Consider the following 19794-nt stretch of genomic DNA (forward strand, 5'->3'; position numbering starts at 1 on the left):
ACTGGCGAATCACCGAGCTCGATGCTCGCTTGTGTCAGGCGATCCGAGTACACGTTGGTCAGCAGCGAGGGCACCACTATTCCCTGTGCGTCGACCGGCTGCGCCAGCCCGAAGGCCACTGCCCCGCTTGCGATAATGCCGCCGCCAACCAGCGACGCTGCCATCACTTTCCGACTCCACCAATTCCTTGATCTCCAAGTTCGCATTGTTCGTCCTTTCTGAAGTCAGCTCCTACAAGAGCCTCCTCGGGTGCCTTGAGCCACCGGCGTGCGAAGCGTCGAACGCCACGCTGGCGTCTCCTCCGGCACCAAGCAACATCCAGTATTGGCAACCGCCAGGTATCTTGAATAGCTACATAAATGGGGGAGATTTCGGACAGACCGATCGGCTTCTGGGTGATGATCTGCACGGTCCGAGAGGACCGGCTCGTCGACGTGGGGAAGCTCGCCCGCGAGGGCCGCTTCGATTACTTGCTCGTGGAGTCGACGGAGATCTCGGCGCCGCTGCCCGTCGCGGGGCCTCGCCTGGGCCGGCGGACGGTCCTCACCTTCCCGCTCCCGCCTCCTCCGCAGAAGAACTGATCGCCGCCATCGGACTCGAGCCCTGACACGCCCACTCCGGGTGGCATCTCGAGCCTCTCCAGGACCTCTCCCGTTCGAGGATCGACGCGCCGCACCTCGCTCTCGTCACCTTCCCAGGTACCGTGCCACAGCTCTCCGTCGATCCAGGTGACCCCGGTGACGAAACGGTTGGACTCGATCGTGCGAAGAATCGCCCCTGTGTGGGGATCGACTTGATGGATCGTCCGGTCCCGATACTGCCCCACCCAGAGCGTCCCCTCGGCCCACGTGAGCCCCGAGTCACCGCCGCCGCCAGGCGCCGGGATCGTGGCGAGCACACGGCCGGTCTTCGGATCGATCTTCTGGATGCGATCCTCGGCGAGCTGAAACAGGTGCTGGCCGTCGAAGGCCGTTCCTGCGTGCGCGGCGACATCGATCGCGCGCAGCGTCTTCCCGCTCGCAGGATCGAAGGCGTTCAGCGTGTCTCCAGCAGCAATCCAGACGTGCTGACCGTCATACGTGACGCCATGCACCTGGTCGACGGCCGGAAAGGGTCCATACTCACGGACGATCTCAGCGGTTGATCGACTCATGCTTCCATCCTAATCAATCGGCAGAGGAGCGGGGAGTAACAAGGTCGTCGTGAATCCCGGCACGGGCGGGGTCATCCAACGACGCGCTCGCCCGCGACCGCACGACTGCACCTTGCCGGCTGCAGCAAGCGCGTCGAGCGCCCGCTGCACGGTGCGCTGGCTCGTCCCAAGCGCAAGCGCCAGGGCCGAGCTCGACCACGATTCACCGTCGGCGAGGAAGGCGAGCACCGCCGCATGCTCCTCTTCGACGGGCCGCGCCAGCACGACGACCTCGCGTGCCAGGCGCGGCGTCAGCGCAAACCCTCGCTTCGTTGCGCGCACGTCGGCCAGCCTCCGAAGCACCGTGCGAAGCCGCCCGACTTCGACGCGCAACCGCGCGCGGTGCGATTCATCGGCGTGCTTCGCTCCGAATGCCCGCGCCACGAGCGTGTCCCTCGGCACGTCTCCCGGCCACGCTTCGCCCAGCGCGCGTCCGAGCGCGAACAACACCGGACGCCTTGCGAGCGAGGCCACCGTGCGTGCGTCACGCACGACATGGCGGCACGCGTCCACGACGAGCGCGTTCGACGCCAGCAACGTTTCGACCTCCTCGAGCAGGAGGAGTCGCTCCTCGCCACTGGCAAGCAGGCGCGCGGCGGGCGTGTTCAGGACGAGGGAGGCGCTCTCGACCTCCGCCGTCAGCGCAGGGATACGTGCAAGGCGCGCGGCGCGCTCGGCCCGAGCGAGCGCCGCGCGCGCCGCCTTCGTCCGGAGGCGCCGCATCGCGATCCCCGCGACCACCAGCTCGTGGGCAGTCCTCGACGCGGGCGGGAAGGGCGCGGGGTCGAGCTCGGCGAGCGTTCGCTCGGCCGCGTCGAGGCGGCCGATCAGGAGGAGGCGCCGGACTTCGAGATACCGCGCATGCGCGGCGTTGACCCGGTCGCCGTGCGCGTCGAGCGTCGCCCGCGCCGCGTCGAGCGTCTTTGCAGGCCAGCCCAGGTCGCGCGAGACGAGCGCGATCTCGGCCTCGGCGACGACGCACCGCGCGCGGGCCACGGCCTCTTTCGGACCGAAGGCGCGCGCGGCACGTCGCAGGAGCGCCTTCGCGCGCACGAGATCGCCGAGCTGCGCCATCGCGATGCCTCGCAACGCGAGCGCCGGGGCGTCGTCGCGCAGGGCGACCCGCTTCAATGCGCCGAGGGGATCACCCGCAGCGAGTGCACGCGCCGCGGCCGTGATCAACGAGTCCATCGGAATCCCGCCACACTGGTCACTCCCACCGTTCGATATCCCGCGCTCAGTCTATGTCATGACCAGAAACACCAGGTCGTACCGAGAAACGACTGGAAGGAGAGCCTGGAGCAGCAGCAGTCGGGAGTCGTCGAGTGCCGAGGCTGATCGGGGGATCGCGCCCCCGGTGAGACGCTACACGGATCAATCTTGCCTGAGCGCGGCGACCGGATCGATCCGTCCTGCGCGCAGCGCCGGAATCAGCGCCGCACATGCGCACGCCTGGATCCGCTCCGCAATCGCCCAGCCATGGAGCGGCTGCGTCTGCAGCGTACGCAGGATGAGCATGTCGAGCGTCCCTGGCAGAAGGTCGGGAATGGAGCGGCGCGTCATGGTATGGGCTATCGACACTAACGCGTACGGCGGTCAGCTGTCAACCACTGGGCGTCGTGACGGCGGCCAAATCCAAACGAACGACTTGATCGTAGTTGCAGCGGCGAGAACAACGTAATGGTTACGATGACTACCGGACTGCTGACGATGAGGATTCGTCTGGCGCGTCACTGCTCCATGAGCTCCCGTGCAACCGCCAGCGCCTCGTCCAGCGTGGTGACAGCGCCGTCGAGTTGCCGTTCGTAGACAGCGCGTAGGATCTGCCCCATCGATGGTCCCGGCGAGACGCCGAGATCGATCAGGTGTCGCCCCATGAGCAGCGGCACGGGCGGTCGGTGCTCGACGCCAAGCGCGCGCGCGCGTTGGATGAACCAGTCGATCGCGGAGCAATCGAAGTGACCGGCGCGGCCGCGGCAATCGGCGTGAGCGAGACGGCTGAGCAGCTCGAGGTCCAACTTCCGCGCAAGCCGGCGGAACGCACCGTCTCCCACCGGCGTCGGCGACTTGTACCATGCATTTGGCGCCAGGTGATACTGCACGAGCCCGAGCACCTGTCGCCGCACGTCGTACCCATCCATCGTGTGTACGTTGAGCCGATCCAAGAAGCGCTTCGCCGGCTCCACGCCGCGCGCCTCGTGGTTCGGCGATCGGATCCTCCCGTCGATGTCAGCCGTGGTCATCGGCTTGCCGAAATCGTGTGTGATCGCACCGAGCATGATCGTCACCCGTTCGGGACGAGACAGGCCGTCGAGTTGCTTCGTCGCCTCGTCTATCACCATCAACGTGTGGATCCAGACGTCACCTTCGGGATGCCACTCGGGCTCCTGCGGGCAGCCGATGAGAGCATGCATCTCGGGCCACAGCACTTGAACGATGCCAAGGTCACCTGCGAGCGCGAAGCCCGCGGATGGTCGTGGTGCCTGCAGCAGGAGCTTTTCCAGCTCACCCCAGACGCGCTCAGCGGGCAGATCATCGAGCGGGACTTGTCGGCAGAGCGCCGCCGTTGCCTCGTCGAGGCTGTACTCGAACCGGGCGGCAAACTGCAGCGCGCGCAATACGCGTAACGAGTCGTCTGCAAACGTGGCGAGATCGGTAGCACGGAGGCGTCGCGCCGCAAGATCCGAGCGTCCACCGTGGGGATCCAGCAGCTCGTCGGTCAGCGGATCCCATCCCATGGCATTGATGGTGAAGTCGCGGCGGCGCGACGCTTCCACGAAGGAGAGCGACGGATCGCCGGTAACCGCGAATCCACGATGACCGCGCCCCACCTTCGACTCACGTCGTGGCAGTGCCACGTCGATATCCTTCACCTTGTACACGGTGAAGCTTTCGCCCACCACGTCGACACGACCGATGGATTCGAGCAGCGCGCGGAGCTCGGCTGCCGGCACGCCGTAGACCTCGAGGTCGACGTCCTTGGAGAGACGACCAAGGAGCCGGTCGCGCACGAAGCCGCCGACGACTATCGCGCGGCCACCATGCGCATCGACGACACGGGCAATGTCGATGGCCACCGTCAGATCGTGGGGCCGAGGCGAGTTCATGAGCGGCGGTGACGAGTGAATCGGCGCATGATGCGGTCACCCACCGCGGGTGCCATTGCATTCAGCACCGGCAACAGACGAGACAACCGATGCGGGTAGACCTCGGCACGAGGGCGTGTGAGACAGCGCACGATGGCATCCGCCACCTGCTCGGCCGACTGGCGTGGTCCCAGGCCACCGACACGTCGGCCGAAGTCTCGCACCATCACCTCGCGAAACTCCGTATCCGTACTAATAGGAAACACGACGCTGACATGTATGCCGGAGCCGGCCAGCTCCGTGCGAAGTGCTTCGGCGAGCCCCGCTTGGGCAAATTTCGTGGCGCAGTAAGCGCTGTACAAGGGCAAGCCACGGCGGCCGACGATCGACGAGACGAACACCAGGTGCCCGCTGCCTTGGGAGCGGAACAGTGGGAGCGCCGCGCGGGCCGCGTGAAGTGAGCCAAGCAGGTTGACGTCCATCAGATGACGGACGATCTCGACGGGTGTGTCTTCGAGCGCGCCGTGGTAGCCGATACCGGCGTTGCAAATCATGACGTCGAGTCGGCCGGTCGTCTGTGCCGCCTCGCCCGCAAGCCGGTGCATGTCTGCCTCCGAGGTCACATCTGCAATCACCGGTATGGCCATCCGGCTCGTCGTGCGCAGCTCGTCCGCGAGCCTCGCCAAGCGATCGGCTCTCCGCGCTGCCAAGGCGACGTGCATGCCACGGCCCGCACACGCACGGGCGCATGCGGCGCCAATGCCAGCGGAGGCTCCGGTGATCGCAACAGTACGACCCGCAAGATCGCGTGCCATGCGACCATCATAGCGAAGGTCCTTGGTCCTTGGTCCTGGGTCCTGGGTCCTTAGTTCTTGGCGTGGTGGCTGGGCGTCGTCTGGCAGGCTGGACGACCTGTTAGAATCGCGGCGACGCCGCGCACCAAGAACTAAGGACCAAGGACCAAGAACCAACGCTGCCATGGACCCGACCATTCACCTCCTACGCGACCTCGTCGCCATCGATTCGGTGAACCCATCGCTCGTCCCTGGCGGCGCCGGGGAGCAGCAGATGGCAGAGGCGTATGCTGCGGATCTTCGAAGTGCCGGCTTGGACGTCGAGCTCGTCGAGGTCGCGTCTGGCCGTCCCAATGTCGTAGGCGTTCTGCAAGGACGCGAGCCCGGCCGGACGCTCTTGCTGTGCGGTCATCTAGACACGGTCGGTGTGGAGGGCATGGAGGCGCCGTTCACACCGATCGAGCGAGACGGCCGGCTCTATGGACGTGGCGCGCAGGACATGAAGGGGGGCCTTGCGGCGATTGCCGGCGCGGCACGAGCGGTGGCCTCGTCTGGCCGATTCACTCGCGGCCGCCTCGTGGTGGCGGGTGTGATCGACGAGGAGTATGCGAGTGTCGGCGCCGACGCGCTGGTCGCCGATTGGCATGCGGATGCCGCGGTGGTCACCGAGCCGACGGGGCTGCAGCTCGCCGTCGCCCACAAAGGCTTTGTGTGGATCGAAGCCGAGACGCAAGGGCGAGCGGCGCACGGCAGCCGCCCGGAGGATGGACGCGACGCCATCATGCGCATGGGCCGCGTGATCGCGGCGCTGGAGCAGTTGAATGGCGAGCTGCGCGCGCGGTCGCCTCATCCGCTTGTCGGTACCGCCTCGTTGCATGCATCGATGATCGACGGCGGGCGCGAGTGGAGCAGCTATCCGGATACCTGTCGTCTGCGGCTCGAGCGCCGCACCGTGAGCGGCGAAACGGCGGACACGGCCCTGGCGGAGGTGACCTCGACCCTGGAGGCGTTGCGTGAAGCGGATGCCGAGTTCGAGGGACACGCGCGTATGGTTTTCGCGCGGCCCTCTTACGAAATCGACCGACGCGCGGAGATCGTGCAGGCGCTCATCGCTGCCGCCCATGGGACCGGTCTGGGCCTGACACCGGAAGGGGTGAGCTTTTGGACAGACGCCGCCATTCTCGGCGGCGCCGGCATTCCGTCCGTGGTGTTCGGCCCCGGCGGCGCGGGACTTCACGGCACCTGCGAGCACGTGGTGATATCGGATGTCTTGATCTGTCGCGATGTGCTCGTGCGGTTGGCGGAGCAGTTTTGCTAAAGGTTCGAGGTAAAAGGTCCGAGGTAAGAGGTTATCTGCAGGGTTCAACGCCGGAGGTTTCCTTCGGGTTTCGGGGTAAGGGCTTGACGAAACGCTCGACGTTCCAGCCCTCGGCGCTCGACGTCAACCTCTTCGCAGGAACTGGCCTCCTACCTTGAACCTCGAACCTCGAACCTCGAACCTTGAACCTCTTTCCTTCCCGGCAACCGATGCCGTGCCGCATCTCCTTCGAAGCGAAGCACCGGCGCGCGTGGCTCCGTCGTCCATCCCGGGGAGGTGTGCCCGCATGCAGCACAACGCAGCGTGACCCGATTGGGCTCGAAGTGGAGGAGCGCGTCATGTCCCTGTATCCCGCACAGCCATTGTGCCAACCGTGTCACGACCCGCTGCGCCAAGCTCTCACGCGACGCGGGTGCCGCGGCGCTCGGCGTCTCAGCCTGGAGCGCCAACCGAGCAACGTTGGTCGTCATGTCCATCCTCTCCTGGTACCGCCGCGCCTTCGCTGACGCGGCACCGGTGCGTGTGGCACGCAAAGAGATCACCCCGCACACCTGCCAGCAAATGATGTGCCTACAGACTCTCCAGGGGGACCATGATGAGCAACTATTTTATTCGTAGCGCATTAGGGATGCTTGGCGCCAAACAGATGAGCTCCGGCGCGCCATGGAATTCCTTCCGCCGGTCACGGAAATTTGACCTGCTGGATCGACGATTGGGATTCCCGGATCCCGAGGGGACGGCGGGTCAGCTCTTCGGTGCGAGGAGATGGTCGAGGGCGTGCCCGTAATAGCGCAGGACACCACGGTCGCGCACGCGAAAACGGTGCCCCTCGCGCACGATGACGCCGCGCAGACAGAGCAGCTCCACGCCGCGCTCGGTCGCCACGGTCGGGTCACTGACGTCGAGGTTCGCCCCTCGGACCATGAGCGTCGTCGTCAGGGCTTCGACGCGCGCTTCGAGATCGGACTCCGCAATCGACGGCCGCATGGCCGTGGCGACGAGGGCGGTGGGCAATACCTTGTAGAGCTGGCTGACGCGCTCTCGTGTCAGACGTGCGAGCTGCAGCACATCGCGCCGCGAATCGGAGCAATACCCAGTCAATGAAATCGGCGGGCCGAAGGTCACGAACGCCCGCGTCTCGTAGCCAACGGCAGAGCCGACCATCTCGGCAATCTCTCGCGTGAAGGGTCGCTGGCCACGCTTCACGCCCTGGCGAGCCAGCGTGCGATCCTCGAGCACCAGGTCGTAGGTGATCGCGCAGGGGACGATCTGCACATGCGCACCGTTGTCGGCCAGCAGCGTGGCATGAACCAGCCCCGTCTTGAACGGCTTGAGATCACCCGCGTAGCTCCTGCCGCCCTCCGGATAGAACAACAGATCGTGCTGCTCGAGTATCTCGGCGACGTACGCCTTCTGCGTCGCCAGATATACTGGGTCGCGGGCGTTACGTCGAATCGGAATCGCGCCGGTGACATGCCGGTTGATCAAGCCGAACGCCCCGCCGAACAGGTTGATGCCGGCGGCGATAATCGGCGGCCGGATCGCGTAGTCTTCGAGCACGAGCGGGCCGATCAGGTAATCCAGGTGACTCCTGTGGTTCGAGACGTAGACCGTACGTCCTGCCGCCACGCTCCGTTCGACATGCTCCAGGCCTTCGCCGATCCGTGTGATCTTTCGAAGAATAGGGTAGAGAGGGTGTTTCAGCGCGCGGTAGATGTGATACCGCTGCGTCGTGCGAAGCTCGTCGAGATAGGCGTGGATTCGCTCCCGCGCCTCAACCGGCGAGAGTCCCTCGGTGCCGCGGAGGTAGCGGGCCACCTCCTCGCGTGAGAGGACCGCCTGGGTAATCTCGTCCAGCATCAGCGGAGAATATAGCATCGCTTCCTCGCGGGGCGCAGCCTTAGGGCGGTGCCTCGCCACGCTCGCGGTGCGTTCGGCGAACGCGCCCTACCATCGTGGTAGGGACGCCTCGCCGAGGTGTCCGTTTCCGGCTCCAGGGCTGTTGGTTCTCAGGACCCAAGAATCGCACAGATCCTTTGCGTGAACTGCGCCGTCGTTGCCGATCCGCCAAGATCCGGCGTGCGGCAGCCTTCGTCGAGCGCTTTATGCAACGCGGTTCGGATGCGATTCGCCGCGGCGCCCTCGCCTATATGGTGCAACATCATCAACGCCGAGAGCAGAAGTGCTGTGGGGTTGGCCACACCCTTGCCGGCGATATCCGGTGCGCTGCCGTGTACCGCCTCGAAGACCGCCATCTCCTCGCCCAGGTTCGCGCCAGGGACGACGCCGAGGCCGCCCACGAGGCCTGCGCAAAGGTCGGACACGATGTCGCCATACAGATTGGGCATCAGCAGCACGTCGAACCGCTCCGGGTGCATGACGAGCTGCATGCACGCGGCATCCACAATGCGCTCATCGTAGGTGATGTCGGTGAACTCCTTGGCTACGGCGCGGACGCTGTCGAGGAAGAGACCGTCGCTCAGCTTCATGATGTTGGCCTTGTGCACCGCCGTGATCCGTTTCCGGTCGTGCTCACGCGCGTATGCAAACGCAAACCGCGCGATGCGCCCGGACGCGTGCGCCGTGATCACCTTCAGGCTCTCGACGACGCCCGGGACGACCCGATGCTCGAGACCGGCATACAGGTCCTCAGTGTTCTCGCGTACCACGACGAGGTCGACGTCGGCAAAGCGCGACGGCACACTCGGCAGGTTCGTCACGGGCCGGAGATTCGCGAACAGGTCGAGCTGCTGGCGCAGCGCGACGTTCACGCTCGTGAATCCCGAGCCAACCGGCGTCGTCACAGGGCCCTTGAGCGCCACCTTGTGGTGCCGAATCGAGGTCAGGAGCGCCTCTGGTAACGTTGTCTGTTGCTGCTCCAAGGCTGACGCTCCGACGTCGAAGCGTTCCCAGGTCACGTCGACACCAGCCGCGTCGATGATGCGCACAACGGCTTCCGTGACCTCAGGGCCGATACCGTCGCCAGGGATCAGGGCAATTTGATGCATGGGAGTAAGGGTCAGCGTCGAGGTTCGAGGTTCAAGGTTCAAGGTTCGAGGTTCGAGGTTCAAGGTCCAAGGTGGAAGGTCCGGCGTTCGGGCGCCCCGGCGCTCAACCTCGAGCCTTTCGTGGCTCCCGGGTGCTTTCAACCTCGAACCTTGAACCTCGAACCTCTCACCTTATAATTCCACAGGGAGGCACTCTTGACTGTGACTACTGCTGTTTCGCTCGACGTTCTACAGAATATCGCCACGCGGCTTCGCATCGACTCCGTTCGTGCGACCAGCGAAGCCGGAAGCGGCCATCCTACGACCTGTTGCTCCGCGGCTGATATCGTAGCCGCGCTGTTCTTCGCGGACATGCAATTCGACCCCAAGAATCCGCGGCGGCCGGATAACGACCGCTTCGTGTTGTCGAAGGGGCATGCGGCGCCGCTGCTCTACGCGGTCTGGGCCGAGCTGGGCGTGATCGGCCGCGCCAGCCTCTTGAAGCTCCGCCAGATCGACTCCGACCTCGAAGGTCATCCGACGCCGCGCCTGCCGTTTGTCGACGTGGCGACCGGTTCTCTTGGCCAAGGCATTTGTGCGGCGGTGGGGATGGCCCTCAACGCGCGCCGCATTGGATCCACCTACCGCACCTACGCCTTGTTGGGTGACGGCGAGTCGGCGGAAGGCTCCGTGTGGGAGGCTGCTCAGAGCGCGCAATTCTATGCGCTCGAGAATCTCTGCGCCATTGTCGACGTCAACAAGTATGGGCAGAGCGGCCAGACGCAGCTCGGGCACGACCTCGAATCGACCGCGGCCAGATGGCGTGGCTTTGGTTGGCATGCACTCGTGGTCGATGGCCACGACCTGCAGGCGCTCGTCGAGGCGTACGCCACCGCGCGCGCGACGCAAGGTCGTCCAACTGTCATTCTGGCACGGACGCTCAAGGGCAAAGGCATCTCCTTTGTCGAAGGCAAGGACGGGTGGCACGGCAAGCCGCTCAAGAAGAATGGTGAGATGGAGCGCGCGATTGCCGAGCTCGAGCAGCAACTCGTCGACGAGCGTGGCGCCACGCGTCCGGTCATCCCGGCTCCGGTGAACGCGACGAGCCCTCCGACGCCTCGCACGCCTCCGGATGTGCTCGTGCCCGCTTACAGCAAGGGGGACAAGGTTGCCACACGGGAAGCGTATGGCACAGCGCTCGCCAAGCTTGGCGCCGCCGATCCACGCGTGGTGGCGCTCGACGGCGACGTCAAGAACTCAACCTTCAGCGAGAAGTTCAAGGAACAGTTTCCGGATCGTTTCTACGAGGCGTTCATTGCCGAGCAGTCAATGGTCGGCATGGCCATGGGACTCGCAAGCGTCGGTGCCATTCCGTTCGCCTCGACCTTTGGGTGCTTCCTCACACGCGCCGCGGATTTCATTCGCATGGCCGGCATCAGTGCGGTGAACGTCAAGCTCTCCGGATCGCATTGCGGCGTGTCCATCGGCGAGGATGGACCGTCCCAGATGGCGCTCGAGGACCTCGCGCTGATGCGGGCCGTGCCGGACGCGACCGTCCTGTATCCCTGCGATGCGGTCAGCACCGAGCGCCTCACCATCCTTGCTGCTCAACAGCCGGGCATTGTCTACCTGCGAACGACGCGGCCGAAGACTCCGGTGCTGTACGGGGCAGATGAGCCGTTCACCGTCGGCGGGTCCAAGGTCCTCCGGAGCGGTACGAAGGACCAGGCCACTGTCGTCGGGGCCGGGATCACCGTCTATGAGGCGTTGGCCGCATTCGACGAGCTGTCCAAGAAGGGAATCTCGATTCGCGTGATCGATCTGTACTCGATCCAGCCGGTCGATGCCGATGCGTTGGTGGCTGCGGGGAGGGAGACCGGCAGGATCATCACGGTTGAAGATCACTACGCCGCTGGCGGGTTGGGCGATGCGGTTGCTGAAGCGGTCGCACCACACGCCATCCCGGTACAGCGTCTGGCCGTGCGTGAGATTCCCCGAAGCGGCCAAGCCGACGTGCTCCTCGATCGCTACGGCATCTCCGCGCGTCACATCGTGGAAGCCGTTGTCGGAGCAACGGCTTAACGAAGGTCCGAGGTTCGAGGTGTGATGGAAGGTAGGGACGCGTCGCCGACGCGTCCGTTCGCCGACGCGCTGTTCGCACACGGCGCGTTCGGCGAACACGGCCTACCGCAGCTCCCTGACCCCGATGCGGTCTTTCCTGCTCCATGTCGTTCCCGTGTTGATGGGGCTGGCGGCCGCGCCCGGCGCGGCGGGCACCGGTGTGCGGGATCCCACATGGTCACCCGACGGCCGGCAGTTGGCCGTCTCGGTTCTGGATCAGATCTGGACCGTCAGCCCGAGGGGCGAGCTCTCTGCCGCTCTCGCCAAATGGCCTGATAAGAAGCCGGCCGTCGAGCGCGACCCTGCGTGGTCTGCTGATGGTCGCTGGATCGTCTTTGCCGCCGATCGGGGCGAGGGATTCGATCTCTTCATGGTCGACCGTGGCGGCGGGGCACCGACACGCCTGACATTCTTGCCGGGCGACGAACGCTGGCCGTCGTGGACGCCCGATGGGCGCGTGGTGTTCGCCCATCACGCGATCGATCAGTGGGACCTCTACATTCTCGATGCCGCGGGCGCCGGTCCAGGTGCGCCGCCCACGCCGGTGCCTTTGGGCAAGACGTCAGACGATGAGATGCAGCCGCGGGTCTCGCGGGACGGCACGCGCCTCGCCTTCGCCTCCACACGCGACGTGCTCCCGGGCGACATTGACATCTGGGTGACGGCGCTCCCTGGGCGGAGCGAGATCGCCGATCCGCAAGGCACAACGCCGGAGGGCGACACAGGCGAAGGCGCCACGGTGATCGAACGGGCGCGCCGCGTCCTGCGCGCAGGCGGTGCCGACCAGTATCCATCGTGGGCGCCGGACGGCAGCCGTCTCGCCTTCTTTGCGACCCGACAAGGTGTTGGCTCCGTCTGGATAGCGAACGTCGCTCCGCCGAATGGGCGAACCAGCCAGCCATCCTCGACCGAGCCGGCCGTTCCTGACGTCGCGCGGCAGGAGAGCCTTCCGCGCGAGTATCCGGAGGCGCCACCGGTCTTGCTCTCGCGCGATGGCGGCCAACCCGCCTGGTCGCCGGATGGTCGGACGATCATGGTGGCGGATGCGCCAGGGGCGGGGCTGGCCTACAACGGCAATCCGCTGCGGACGCGCGATGAGCCACCGCCGCTCTTCACGCTCGGGCGCGCCTACCGCTTACGCGCGCTGCCCGCGCCACGAGCACCAGACGAGGGCGTCGTCTCGATCGCGACGAGCAGACCAGCGAGCCGCGCGCGCTGGCTCTTCGCATTCGATCGTGTGTGGGAGACACTGCGATCGCTCTACTACGCGGAGCCACCAACCGCCGCGGCATGGCAGGCGCTGGCCGCGCGGTATCGACCACGCGCGGCCGAGGCGCGCTCCGAGCCGGAGCTCGAAGCGGTTGTCGACGCGATGATCGACGAGCAGCCGCTCGTGAGGCAGCAGGTGACGTCTGACCACACCATTGTCGTTTCGGCGCACCCTCTTGCGTCACAAGCGGGCGTCGGCGTGTTGGCGTCTGGGGGCAACATCGTCGATGCGGCGATTGCCGTCTCGTTTGCGCTCGGTGTGGTCGAGCCGGACGCCTCTGGCATCGGTGGCGACGGTATGGCGCTGTTGTACCTGCGGGGGATGTCTCGGCCCACGCTCATCGATTTCAAGGATCAATCGCCCAGCCACGCAACGCTCGACAACCCCAAGATCCTTCGCGACGATCGGCTCGTGTCGGACGGACCGGCGGCCGCGAATGTCCCTGGGGTGGTGGCAGGCATGGACTCTCTCTTCAAGAAGTACGGGTCTGGCAACGTCACGTGGGCACGCTTGCTCGAGCCGGCCATCGAATACGCGGAGGACGGGGTCGTGCTCGACGCCTCTCTCCCCACGACGATTGCGACTGCGCGGCCCATCATCGAGAAATACACCGAGACGGCGCGCATCTTCCTGCCGAACGGCAGTGTGCCAGCGAGTGGCGCTCGGTTCGTGAACCGCGACTACGCGTCCACACTCCGGACGCTGGCCATTGAGGGCGCACGGTCCTTCTACGAGGGGAGCATCGGTAAGCGCATCGCCGACGACATGGCGGAGCAGGGCGGTCTCATCAATGGTGCGGATCTGGCGCAGTATCGGGCCCTCGAGCGCGCTCCCCTACATGGACGCTATCGCGGCCATGCCGTCTGGACGGCGGCGCCGCCAGTCGCCTCCGGTGCCGCCCTCATTGAAATGCTGCAGATCCTCGGCCACTATGACCCGCGAGATGGCGCGACGTTTCGCCATGATGCAGACTACCTTCACTACGCCATCGAAGCCCGGAAGGTCCGCGACCCGATGCGCCACGTCGCGGATCCTGCGCGCTGGACGGTCGAGGTGGATGAGCACCTCACGGACGCCCACGCCAAGTTGCTGTTTCGCACGATTCGACGCGATCGCGCGTCGCGGTTCACGGACGGCGGCGCGGACATCGAGAGGGAGCAGGACGTGGCGGGGGCGGATGAGAGCGGTCTCGGGCGCGGCACGACAGCCTTCGTGGTTGCCGACACCGCCGGCAACATGATCGTCGTGACGCAAACGCTCAGCACGTGGGGTGGGAGCTTCTACGTCTCGAAGGGGCTCGGATTTCTCTACAACAACCACGTCAAGTCGTACCGGACGAGAAGCGGCGCCTACGGTCAATTGCTGCCGCTCACGCGATCGTCCACGACCAACGCTGTCTCTCTCGTGTTCGAGCGAGACGACCGGACGCGACCGTTGCTCGGTGTCGCCGCAGCCGGCAATCAGTGGATCCTGCCGTCAGTGTTCCAGACGATCGCCGGCGTCATCGATGGCGGCCTCTCCGCGCAGCAGGCGGTCGAGGCGCCGCGGTTCTTCGTGGCGCGCGATCCATCGGATCCCGATCGTCGTGCGGCGAGCGTCCAGATCGAGGACCGCTTTCCCCGAGGGGTGCTCACCAACCTCATCTCTCGAGGGCACCGGTTCCACAAGATTGGCCGCAAGGGCGAGCTGCGCTATGGATACGCGTCGGCGGTCATCGTCGACCGGCAGCGCGGTACCGTGGCGGGCGGCGCCGATCCGCGTCGCTCGCACGCCGCTCTCGCTTGGGAGCCTTCATCGAGCGCGCCGGACGGCGGCGCGTTCGGCGAACGCGCCCTGCCATTGCAAGGTAGGGACGCCTCGCTGAGGCGTCCGTTACCGTAAACACTTAGGCCCTTACGCTTGCAGAAGCTCTGGTTCGGTATTACCGTCTGGCGCGGGCTGCGGCGCTGCCACGGGCGTCGGCGACCAGTCTACCAGTCGGCCGTCCTTGGGGATCTTGAGGGCCACAGGCTGTACACCGGCCGGCAGCGGCACGGCCTTCCGCGGGTTCGCGTAGACGGGATGCTTGCCGTGCTCCTTGTACCATTCCGCCACGGTTGCGGTCTGGTGCATCTGCTCGACGATTTGCCGCCAGCCCACGCCCGTGTTGTAGGCGCAGAACGAGATCTCACCCATTTGCGTCGCGTACGGAATGATGCACATCTCCGTGCGCCGAAAGTCGTACGTCCAGAGGTCCTGGAACCACATGCCGGCAACGAACATGATGAGCCACTCGTCGCTCTTCCGGTCGCCGTTGTCGGGAGCACCCAGCCGACCGCCGAGCGCCCCTCCACTCTGCTTGTCGTACTTCTTCACCAGGTCCAGGAGCCGGAAGCCTCGTGGCGCCGCGAGAGGCGAGTAGTTGCGGAGCAGGCTCAGCGCCGTTTGCAGCTTGGTGGCCAATGGCCCGCGGGCCGCATCGACGATGAGGCGCGCGTCTTCGAGGAAGCGATCGATGTTGATGAACTCCGAGACGGGGGCCCACGTCTTGGTGCGCTTGCTGACCATGAACGCCGTGCCAACGCCGCACTCCGGATGGCAGCCACACTTCAGCGTGCCCCAGTCCGCACCCGGCCCCTTGAGCAGGTCGGTCACGTCCGAAAGCGGTCCGGTGGCGGATAACGGAAACCAGTCGCGCAGCGGCTCGGTCACGCCCGTCTGCCGCTTCACGTCCTGGGCGAGGTGCGAGAGGGTGTAACGCTTCTCGAGGCGTTCCTCTGTCGAGATGTCCTCGTCACGCCCTGTGAACGATACGGGCTGGAACGAGACAAAGCTGATCTTGTCGCAGTTCTCGATCGCGAACTTGATGATCGCGCCGACCTGGTCGTTGTTCACGCCGTTGACGATCGTAACCACGAGGCACACGTCGATCCCCGCCGCGTACAGGTGCTCGATGGCCCGCAGCTTCACGTCGAAGAGGTTCTTGACCTTGCGGTGTGAGTTCGCCTCCTCGCCGATGCCGTCGAATTGCAAGTACGCAATGCGGAGCCCGGCTTCACGCGCGGCCCGCGCGAACTCCGGATCCTGGGCGAAGCGAATCCCGTTCGTCGCCGCCTGCACGCTGAAAAAGCCCACCTCGCGCGCGTAACCGACGGCATCGAGAAAGAGCGGAGAGATCGTGGGCTCGCCACCGGAGAACTGCACCGAGAGCTGGCGCCGCGGCTGAACCGTGACGGCATCGTTCAGCAGCTGCTTCACATCGTCCAACGTGAGCTCGTGCACATAGCCCACCTGATTGGCGTCCATGAAGCACGGGTCGCACATCATGTTGCAGCGGTTGGTCAGATCTATCGTGAGCACAGCTCCACGGCCGTACTGGATGGAGGAGGTACCGTGGTTGTGCAACCGATCGGTCAGCGCGGTGAAGTCCCGGCCCGGAAAGAGCCGCTCCATACGCGCGAGGAAGGCGGGATCGATGGCGAGGACGTCCGTGAATGTGCCGTGGATCGGGCAGGTCTTCTCGATGATGACCTTACCGTCCCGCTCGACGATGTCTGCTTTGATCTCGCCGACGTGATCCTGCGTCAACGTCTCCAACGCTTGATCGCCGGCGAGAATACGCCGCCGCGCTTCCTTGACGCACGTGGGACAGAGCGAGTCGGTCGTTCGGGGCCATCCCAGCGGCGGCTTCGTGCGCTGCCCACTCTTCAGGAGCGGGGCAGGCGCCCACTTCGGCTGAAATGGCCGTCCCTCGATGCGGCGGTTCACCGCCTGGAACATCGGCCAGGCAATCCGCGCGGCTCCGGTCAAAGCCAGCTCGACCGGCTTCCACACGTTGATCTCCACTCATCCTCCACGGCAGCCCCACGGATACCCATGGGACTTGGAACGGATCGACGACGGTCACCGTCCGGCTCGTCCAGGCAAGTAGCGGATATCACGGAAGTTAGCTCTTGTTGCTGGGCCAGGACAGCAGGGTGACTATAACAGAAGTTCGCTCGCTTCGCTCGCCTACCAGGGCAGTGACCAGTGGTCAGTGATCAGCCGATGTACGAGCTTCCGGGGGTTGCATCGTTTACCGGGGTCGTTCGCCGTTAGCCCCCGAACAGTCGAAGATCGGCTGACCACTGGCCACTGATCACTGACCACTGCCCTGGCGCGCGGAGCGCGCCAGGGCATCAAGCGCCTGCCGATCCACCTTGCCGCGGTCCGTGCGCGGTATCTCGTCAATGAAGAGGACGTCTCGGGGGATTTTATGAGGCGCGACCCGCTCGGCCAGGAAGGTTCGGACGGCCATCGGTCGTAGCCCGAGCCCGGTATCCGCTCGCACGATGCAGGCGACCAGCACCTGCCCCCGGCGGTCATCCGGCGCTCCGACCACGGAGACTTCGGCCACACCTGGCATGGTGCGGAGCACCCGCTCGATCTCGTCTGGTTGCACCTTCCGGCCGGCCACGTTGACAAACGACGACATGCGTCCCGAGAGCACCAAGTCGCCGTCGGCATCGAAGAACCCGAGATCGCCGGTGAGATAGCCGCCATCGACGAATCCTTCTCCAGGCTGGGTCTCATCCACGTACCCGTGCGAGACGGCCGAGCTGCAGACGTGCACCCGCCCGCTGCCCTGCGGCAGATCGGCGTGCTCGATCGGCCGTAACGTGATATGCACATCGCCGAGCGGTCGGCCGACGGGTACGGGGCTCTTGACGGCGGCCGAATCGTCGAAGGTGATGCCGCCCGTTTCGGTGCTGCCGTAGAACGAATGGATCTTTCGATGGAAGTGGCGCTCGAACGCGTCGACGGTGCGGAATTCCAACCGCGCGCCAGCCGAGATGCACGTGCCAAACTGCGGCGGGAGCGCCCCGCCAGGGACCTGATCCACGAGCGCGTCGAACATGAACGGCACGCCGGGCCAGATGCGGACGCGGTCGTCGATGATGTCCTGCACGAGCTGTGTGGGCGCGAACGCCTCGCGAAGCACCATGGCCGTTCCCTGCAGCAACATCGGCAGCAGCAGGTTGCCCAGGCCGTACATGTGTGACAGTGGAATCACCGCCAGCTGTACGTCCTCCGGGCGGATATCCATGGCTGCAGTGATCTGGCGGACGTCTGCCATGAGGTGTCGCTCGGCTGCTCGGGCGGCCTTCGGTAGGCCGCTCGACCCAGACGTGAGCTTCAGCAAGCAGGTGTCGGGATAGCGCCCGCGCGGCGGTTGCTCGAGCAGCAGCTCGACGACGAGGCCCCCTGGTAGGGGAGTCGTCGTGTGTGGCAGCCGAATGTGGACGCCCTCGGGTGCGACGACGGCACAAGCGCCATAGGCGGTGGCGAGGGTGGTGACTTCCGGCATCGCGGTGCTGCGATCCACCGGCATGAGCGTGACGCCGAGGTCGAAGCAGGCGAGCAAGACTGCCGCGAAGGAGGAGCGGTTCCCCGCCAGCGAGAGCACCACCGAGCCAGGTGCGAGCCCGAGTCCGGCAAAGGTCTCCCTCGTGCTCACGTATTCGTCCCAGATCCCGCGCGCCGTAAGGGCTCGTCCCTCGGAGCGGGCGACGATGAGCGTGCGTGACGGCGTATCGCGACACACCCGGCGAAAGCTATCGAGGAGCTCGCTCATTGAGATAGGCTCGTTCTCATGCGCTACCTCGACCTGCTGCCCCACGCGCCGCCGATGCGCCTGATCGAAGAGGTGCTGGAGGTCGCTCCGGGCGCGCGCGTGCAGGGACGCCGCATCGCACATGCAGACGACTGGTACTTCAACGGACACTTTCCGGGTCGACCTGTCGTGCCCGCCATTGTACTCGTCGAGCTCGTCGCGCAGGCAGGTGGGCTTGCCGTGGGTACGGCTGCGGAGGACGCGCCACCGGCGCCGCGAGCGCTGCGCGTGGCAGGGCTCGGGCCGTTCAAGTTTCCGGCGGCGGCGGGACCGGGCAGCGTGCTCGTCGTCAACGCGCGCGTCGTCGGCCGCATCGGCAGTCTTGTCAAGATCGAGGGCGACGTGCACGCAGACGGAACCTTAGTCGCGGCAGGGAGCGTGGTGCTCGCGGACGTCGGCACTCGTCGCGCAGGCCTGCGCTACGACTGACCATTCCCAAGAGCCGCAATACCTTCGACCTCGACGAGGAGCTCTCGCCGGCAGATCTCACCGCGTGCGATTTCGATGTCCTCGGTGTCGGGAAAGAGCTTGCTGGTCTGTTCCAACACGAATGCGGCGTCATCCGCACGCACGACGTAGGCGCGCAGTGCGGTGAACCGGTACGACGGCTGTGGGGCAGGCCCCTCGATTGAGGCATTCGCCGCCGCGAGCAGCGCTTCGAGATTGGTCAGCGTTTCGCGGGTCTGGCGGCCGATATCCTCCGCATGCCGCGATTCCTCGCCCACGATGCTTGCCGTACCCCCCACCAACAGGAGCTCTCGCCCGCCGATGGCGCGAGCAGGCCGCGTGGCGCGCGCAAAGCAGGGTGGCCGCGGACCGTAGCGAGTCGAGTAGTGATACGAAGGGATCTGACGAGGATTCTCAATCGGCGTCCCCGGCTCGTCTGCCGCCAGACAATGCACCGTGAGCGTGGCCCCCTCGACGCCCACTGCCGACGCTGTTGCAAGCGTGTGATCGAACGCGCGCGGTGTGCCGTACCACGAGGTGAACGCGCGATAGCGCCCTCGGTTGAACACCATGTAGCGATCGAGCCCCTCGCCCATGGGGGCATGGATGTCCGGCACGTAGCTCCAAAATCGCACAGGGTGCCGTGCTTCGTCTGCCAGTCGGTGCGCGATGTTCAAGTACACATCCGCTACCAGGTCCTGGAATCGTTCGGGCGGGAGAGCCGTGGCTCGCGAGACCTCAACCTCGACGAACGACAACTGCGGCAGGCGGCGCACATAGACGCCTCCGAGTCTGGTCGGCCCATCGTCGACTCGCCGGCGCGGTGCCTCACCTAGCAGCTCTATGAGCCACCGGGGAGGAGCGGCGACGAGAGTGGGCAGCGCAGGCGGACGGGCATAGGGGGCGCGAATCGTCATGGGAACGTGCAGGGAGACCTGCCCTGCGCC

The 19794-nt window shown here is 65.8% G+C and carries 14 protein-coding genes and 2 pseudogenes; 5 read left to right on the top strand and 11 right to left on the bottom strand.

Annotation, left to right across the window (positions count from 1 at the left end):
- Positions 1-398 precede the first annotated feature (398 nt).
- A pseudogene (locus GEV06_04915) lies at positions 399-515 on the top strand (hypothetical protein).
- On the opposite strand, the gene GEV06_04920 reads toward GEV06_04915, so the two are convergent.
- The 5 genes and pseudogenes from GEV06_04920 to GEV06_04940 form a co-directional block, all read right to left on the bottom strand.
- Positions 467-1153, bottom strand: a complete 687-nt coding sequence (locus GEV06_04920) for a PQQ-binding-like beta-propeller repeat protein (GenBank protein MPZ17240.1) — start codon at positions 1151-1153, stop codon at positions 467-469. The pseudogene GEV06_04915 and the gene GEV06_04920 sit on opposite strands and share 49 nt — an antisense overlap.
- Before the next feature lie 9 nt (positions 1154-1162).
- On the bottom strand, positions 1163-2383 hold the full coding sequence (locus GEV06_04925; GenBank protein ID MPZ17241.1) for a helix-turn-helix domain-containing protein: 1221 nt from the start codon (positions 2381-2383) through the stop codon (positions 1163-1165).
- A gap of 261 nt (positions 2384-2644) precedes the next feature.
- A pseudogene (locus GEV06_04930) lies at positions 2645-2755 on the bottom strand (PadR family transcriptional regulator).
- 167 nt (positions 2756-2922) lie between these two features.
- Positions 2923-4299, bottom strand: a complete 1377-nt coding sequence (locus GEV06_04935) for a polynucleotide adenylyltransferase (GenBank protein MPZ17242.1) — start codon at positions 4297-4299, stop codon at positions 2923-2925.
- Entirely contained in the window at positions 4296-5270 is a 975-nt protein-coding gene (locus tag GEV06_04940) for an SDR family NAD(P)-dependent oxidoreductase (protein MPZ17243.1), read from the bottom strand. The genes GEV06_04935 and GEV06_04940 overlap by 4 nt, the downstream gene beginning before the upstream one ends.
- Here GEV06_04940 and GEV06_04945 point away from each other — a divergent pair.
- Positions 5257-6390 (top strand): M20/M25/M40 family metallo-hydrolase, encoded by a 1134-nt coding sequence (locus GEV06_04945; GenBank protein ID MPZ17244.1) that lies wholly within the window; start codon positions 5257-5259, stop codon positions 6388-6390. The two genes, GEV06_04940 and GEV06_04945, sit on opposite strands and share 14 nt — an antisense overlap.
- A 149-nt stretch (positions 6391-6539) precedes the next feature.
- On the opposite strand, the gene GEV06_04950 is transcribed toward GEV06_04945, so the two are convergent.
- From GEV06_04950 to GEV06_04960, 3 genes are all read right to left on the bottom strand, one after another.
- The gene (locus GEV06_04950) at positions 6540-6860 is read right to left on the bottom strand and encodes a hypothetical protein (GenBank protein MPZ17245.1); all 321 of its coding nucleotides are present in this window, start codon (positions 6858-6860) and stop codon (positions 6540-6542) included.
- A 274-nt stretch (positions 6861-7134) separates the two neighbouring features.
- Positions 7135-8268: a hypothetical protein gene (locus GEV06_04955; GenBank protein ID MPZ17246.1), complete on the bottom strand. Its 1134-nt coding sequence runs from the start codon at positions 8266-8268 to the stop codon at positions 7135-7137.
- A 131-nt stretch (positions 8269-8399) separates the two neighbouring features.
- Complete coding sequence (locus GEV06_04960; protein MPZ17247.1) at positions 8400-9398, bottom strand: isocitrate dehydrogenase (NAD(+)); 999 nt, start codon at positions 9396-9398, stop codon at positions 8400-8402.
- 201 nt (positions 9399-9599) lie between these two features.
- Between GEV06_04960 and GEV06_04965 the strand changes: the two genes are divergently transcribed.
- Both GEV06_04965 and GEV06_04970 read left to right on the top strand, forming a co-directional pair.
- On the top strand, positions 9600-11459 hold the full coding sequence (locus tag GEV06_04965; GenBank protein MPZ17248.1) for a transketolase: 1860 nt from the start codon (positions 9600-9602) through the stop codon (positions 11457-11459).
- A gap of 124 nt (positions 11460-11583) precedes the next feature.
- Positions 11584-14649, top strand: a complete 3066-nt coding sequence (locus tag GEV06_04970; GenBank protein MPZ17249.1) for a hypothetical protein — start codon at positions 11584-11586, stop codon at positions 14647-14649.
- Between the two features lie 12 nt (positions 14650-14661).
- On the opposite strand, the gene GEV06_04975 is transcribed toward GEV06_04970, so the two are convergent.
- Together GEV06_04975 and GEV06_04980 are read right to left on the bottom strand one after the other, a co-directional pair.
- Positions 14662-16527, bottom strand: coding sequence for a radical SAM protein (locus GEV06_04975; GenBank protein MPZ17250.1), 1866 nt, complete (start codon positions 16525-16527; stop codon positions 14662-14664).
- A 358-nt stretch (positions 16528-16885) separates the two neighbouring features.
- The gene (locus GEV06_04980; protein MPZ17251.1) at positions 16886-18484 is read right to left on the bottom strand and encodes an AMP-binding protein; all 1599 of its coding nucleotides are present in this window, start codon (positions 18482-18484) and stop codon (positions 16886-16888) included.
- Between GEV06_04980 and GEV06_04985 the strand changes: the two genes are divergently transcribed.
- On the top strand, positions 18380-18829 hold the full coding sequence (locus tag GEV06_04985) for a hypothetical protein (protein MPZ17252.1): 450 nt from the start codon (positions 18380-18382) through the stop codon (positions 18827-18829). The genes GEV06_04980 and GEV06_04985 overlap by 105 nt on opposite strands.
- On the opposite strand, the gene GEV06_04990 is transcribed toward GEV06_04985, so the two are convergent.
- Positions 18820-19764, bottom strand: coding sequence for a pteridine-dependent deoxygenase like protein (locus GEV06_04990; GenBank protein ID MPZ17253.1), 945 nt, complete (start codon positions 19762-19764; stop codon positions 18820-18822). The two genes, GEV06_04985 and GEV06_04990, sit on opposite strands and share 10 nt — an antisense overlap.
- Between the last annotated feature and the right edge of the window lie 30 nt (positions 19765-19794).

Source organism: Luteitalea sp., from assembly GCA_009377605.1.
GTDB lineage: Bacteria > Acidobacteriota > Vicinamibacteria > Vicinamibacterales > Vicinamibacteraceae > WHTT01.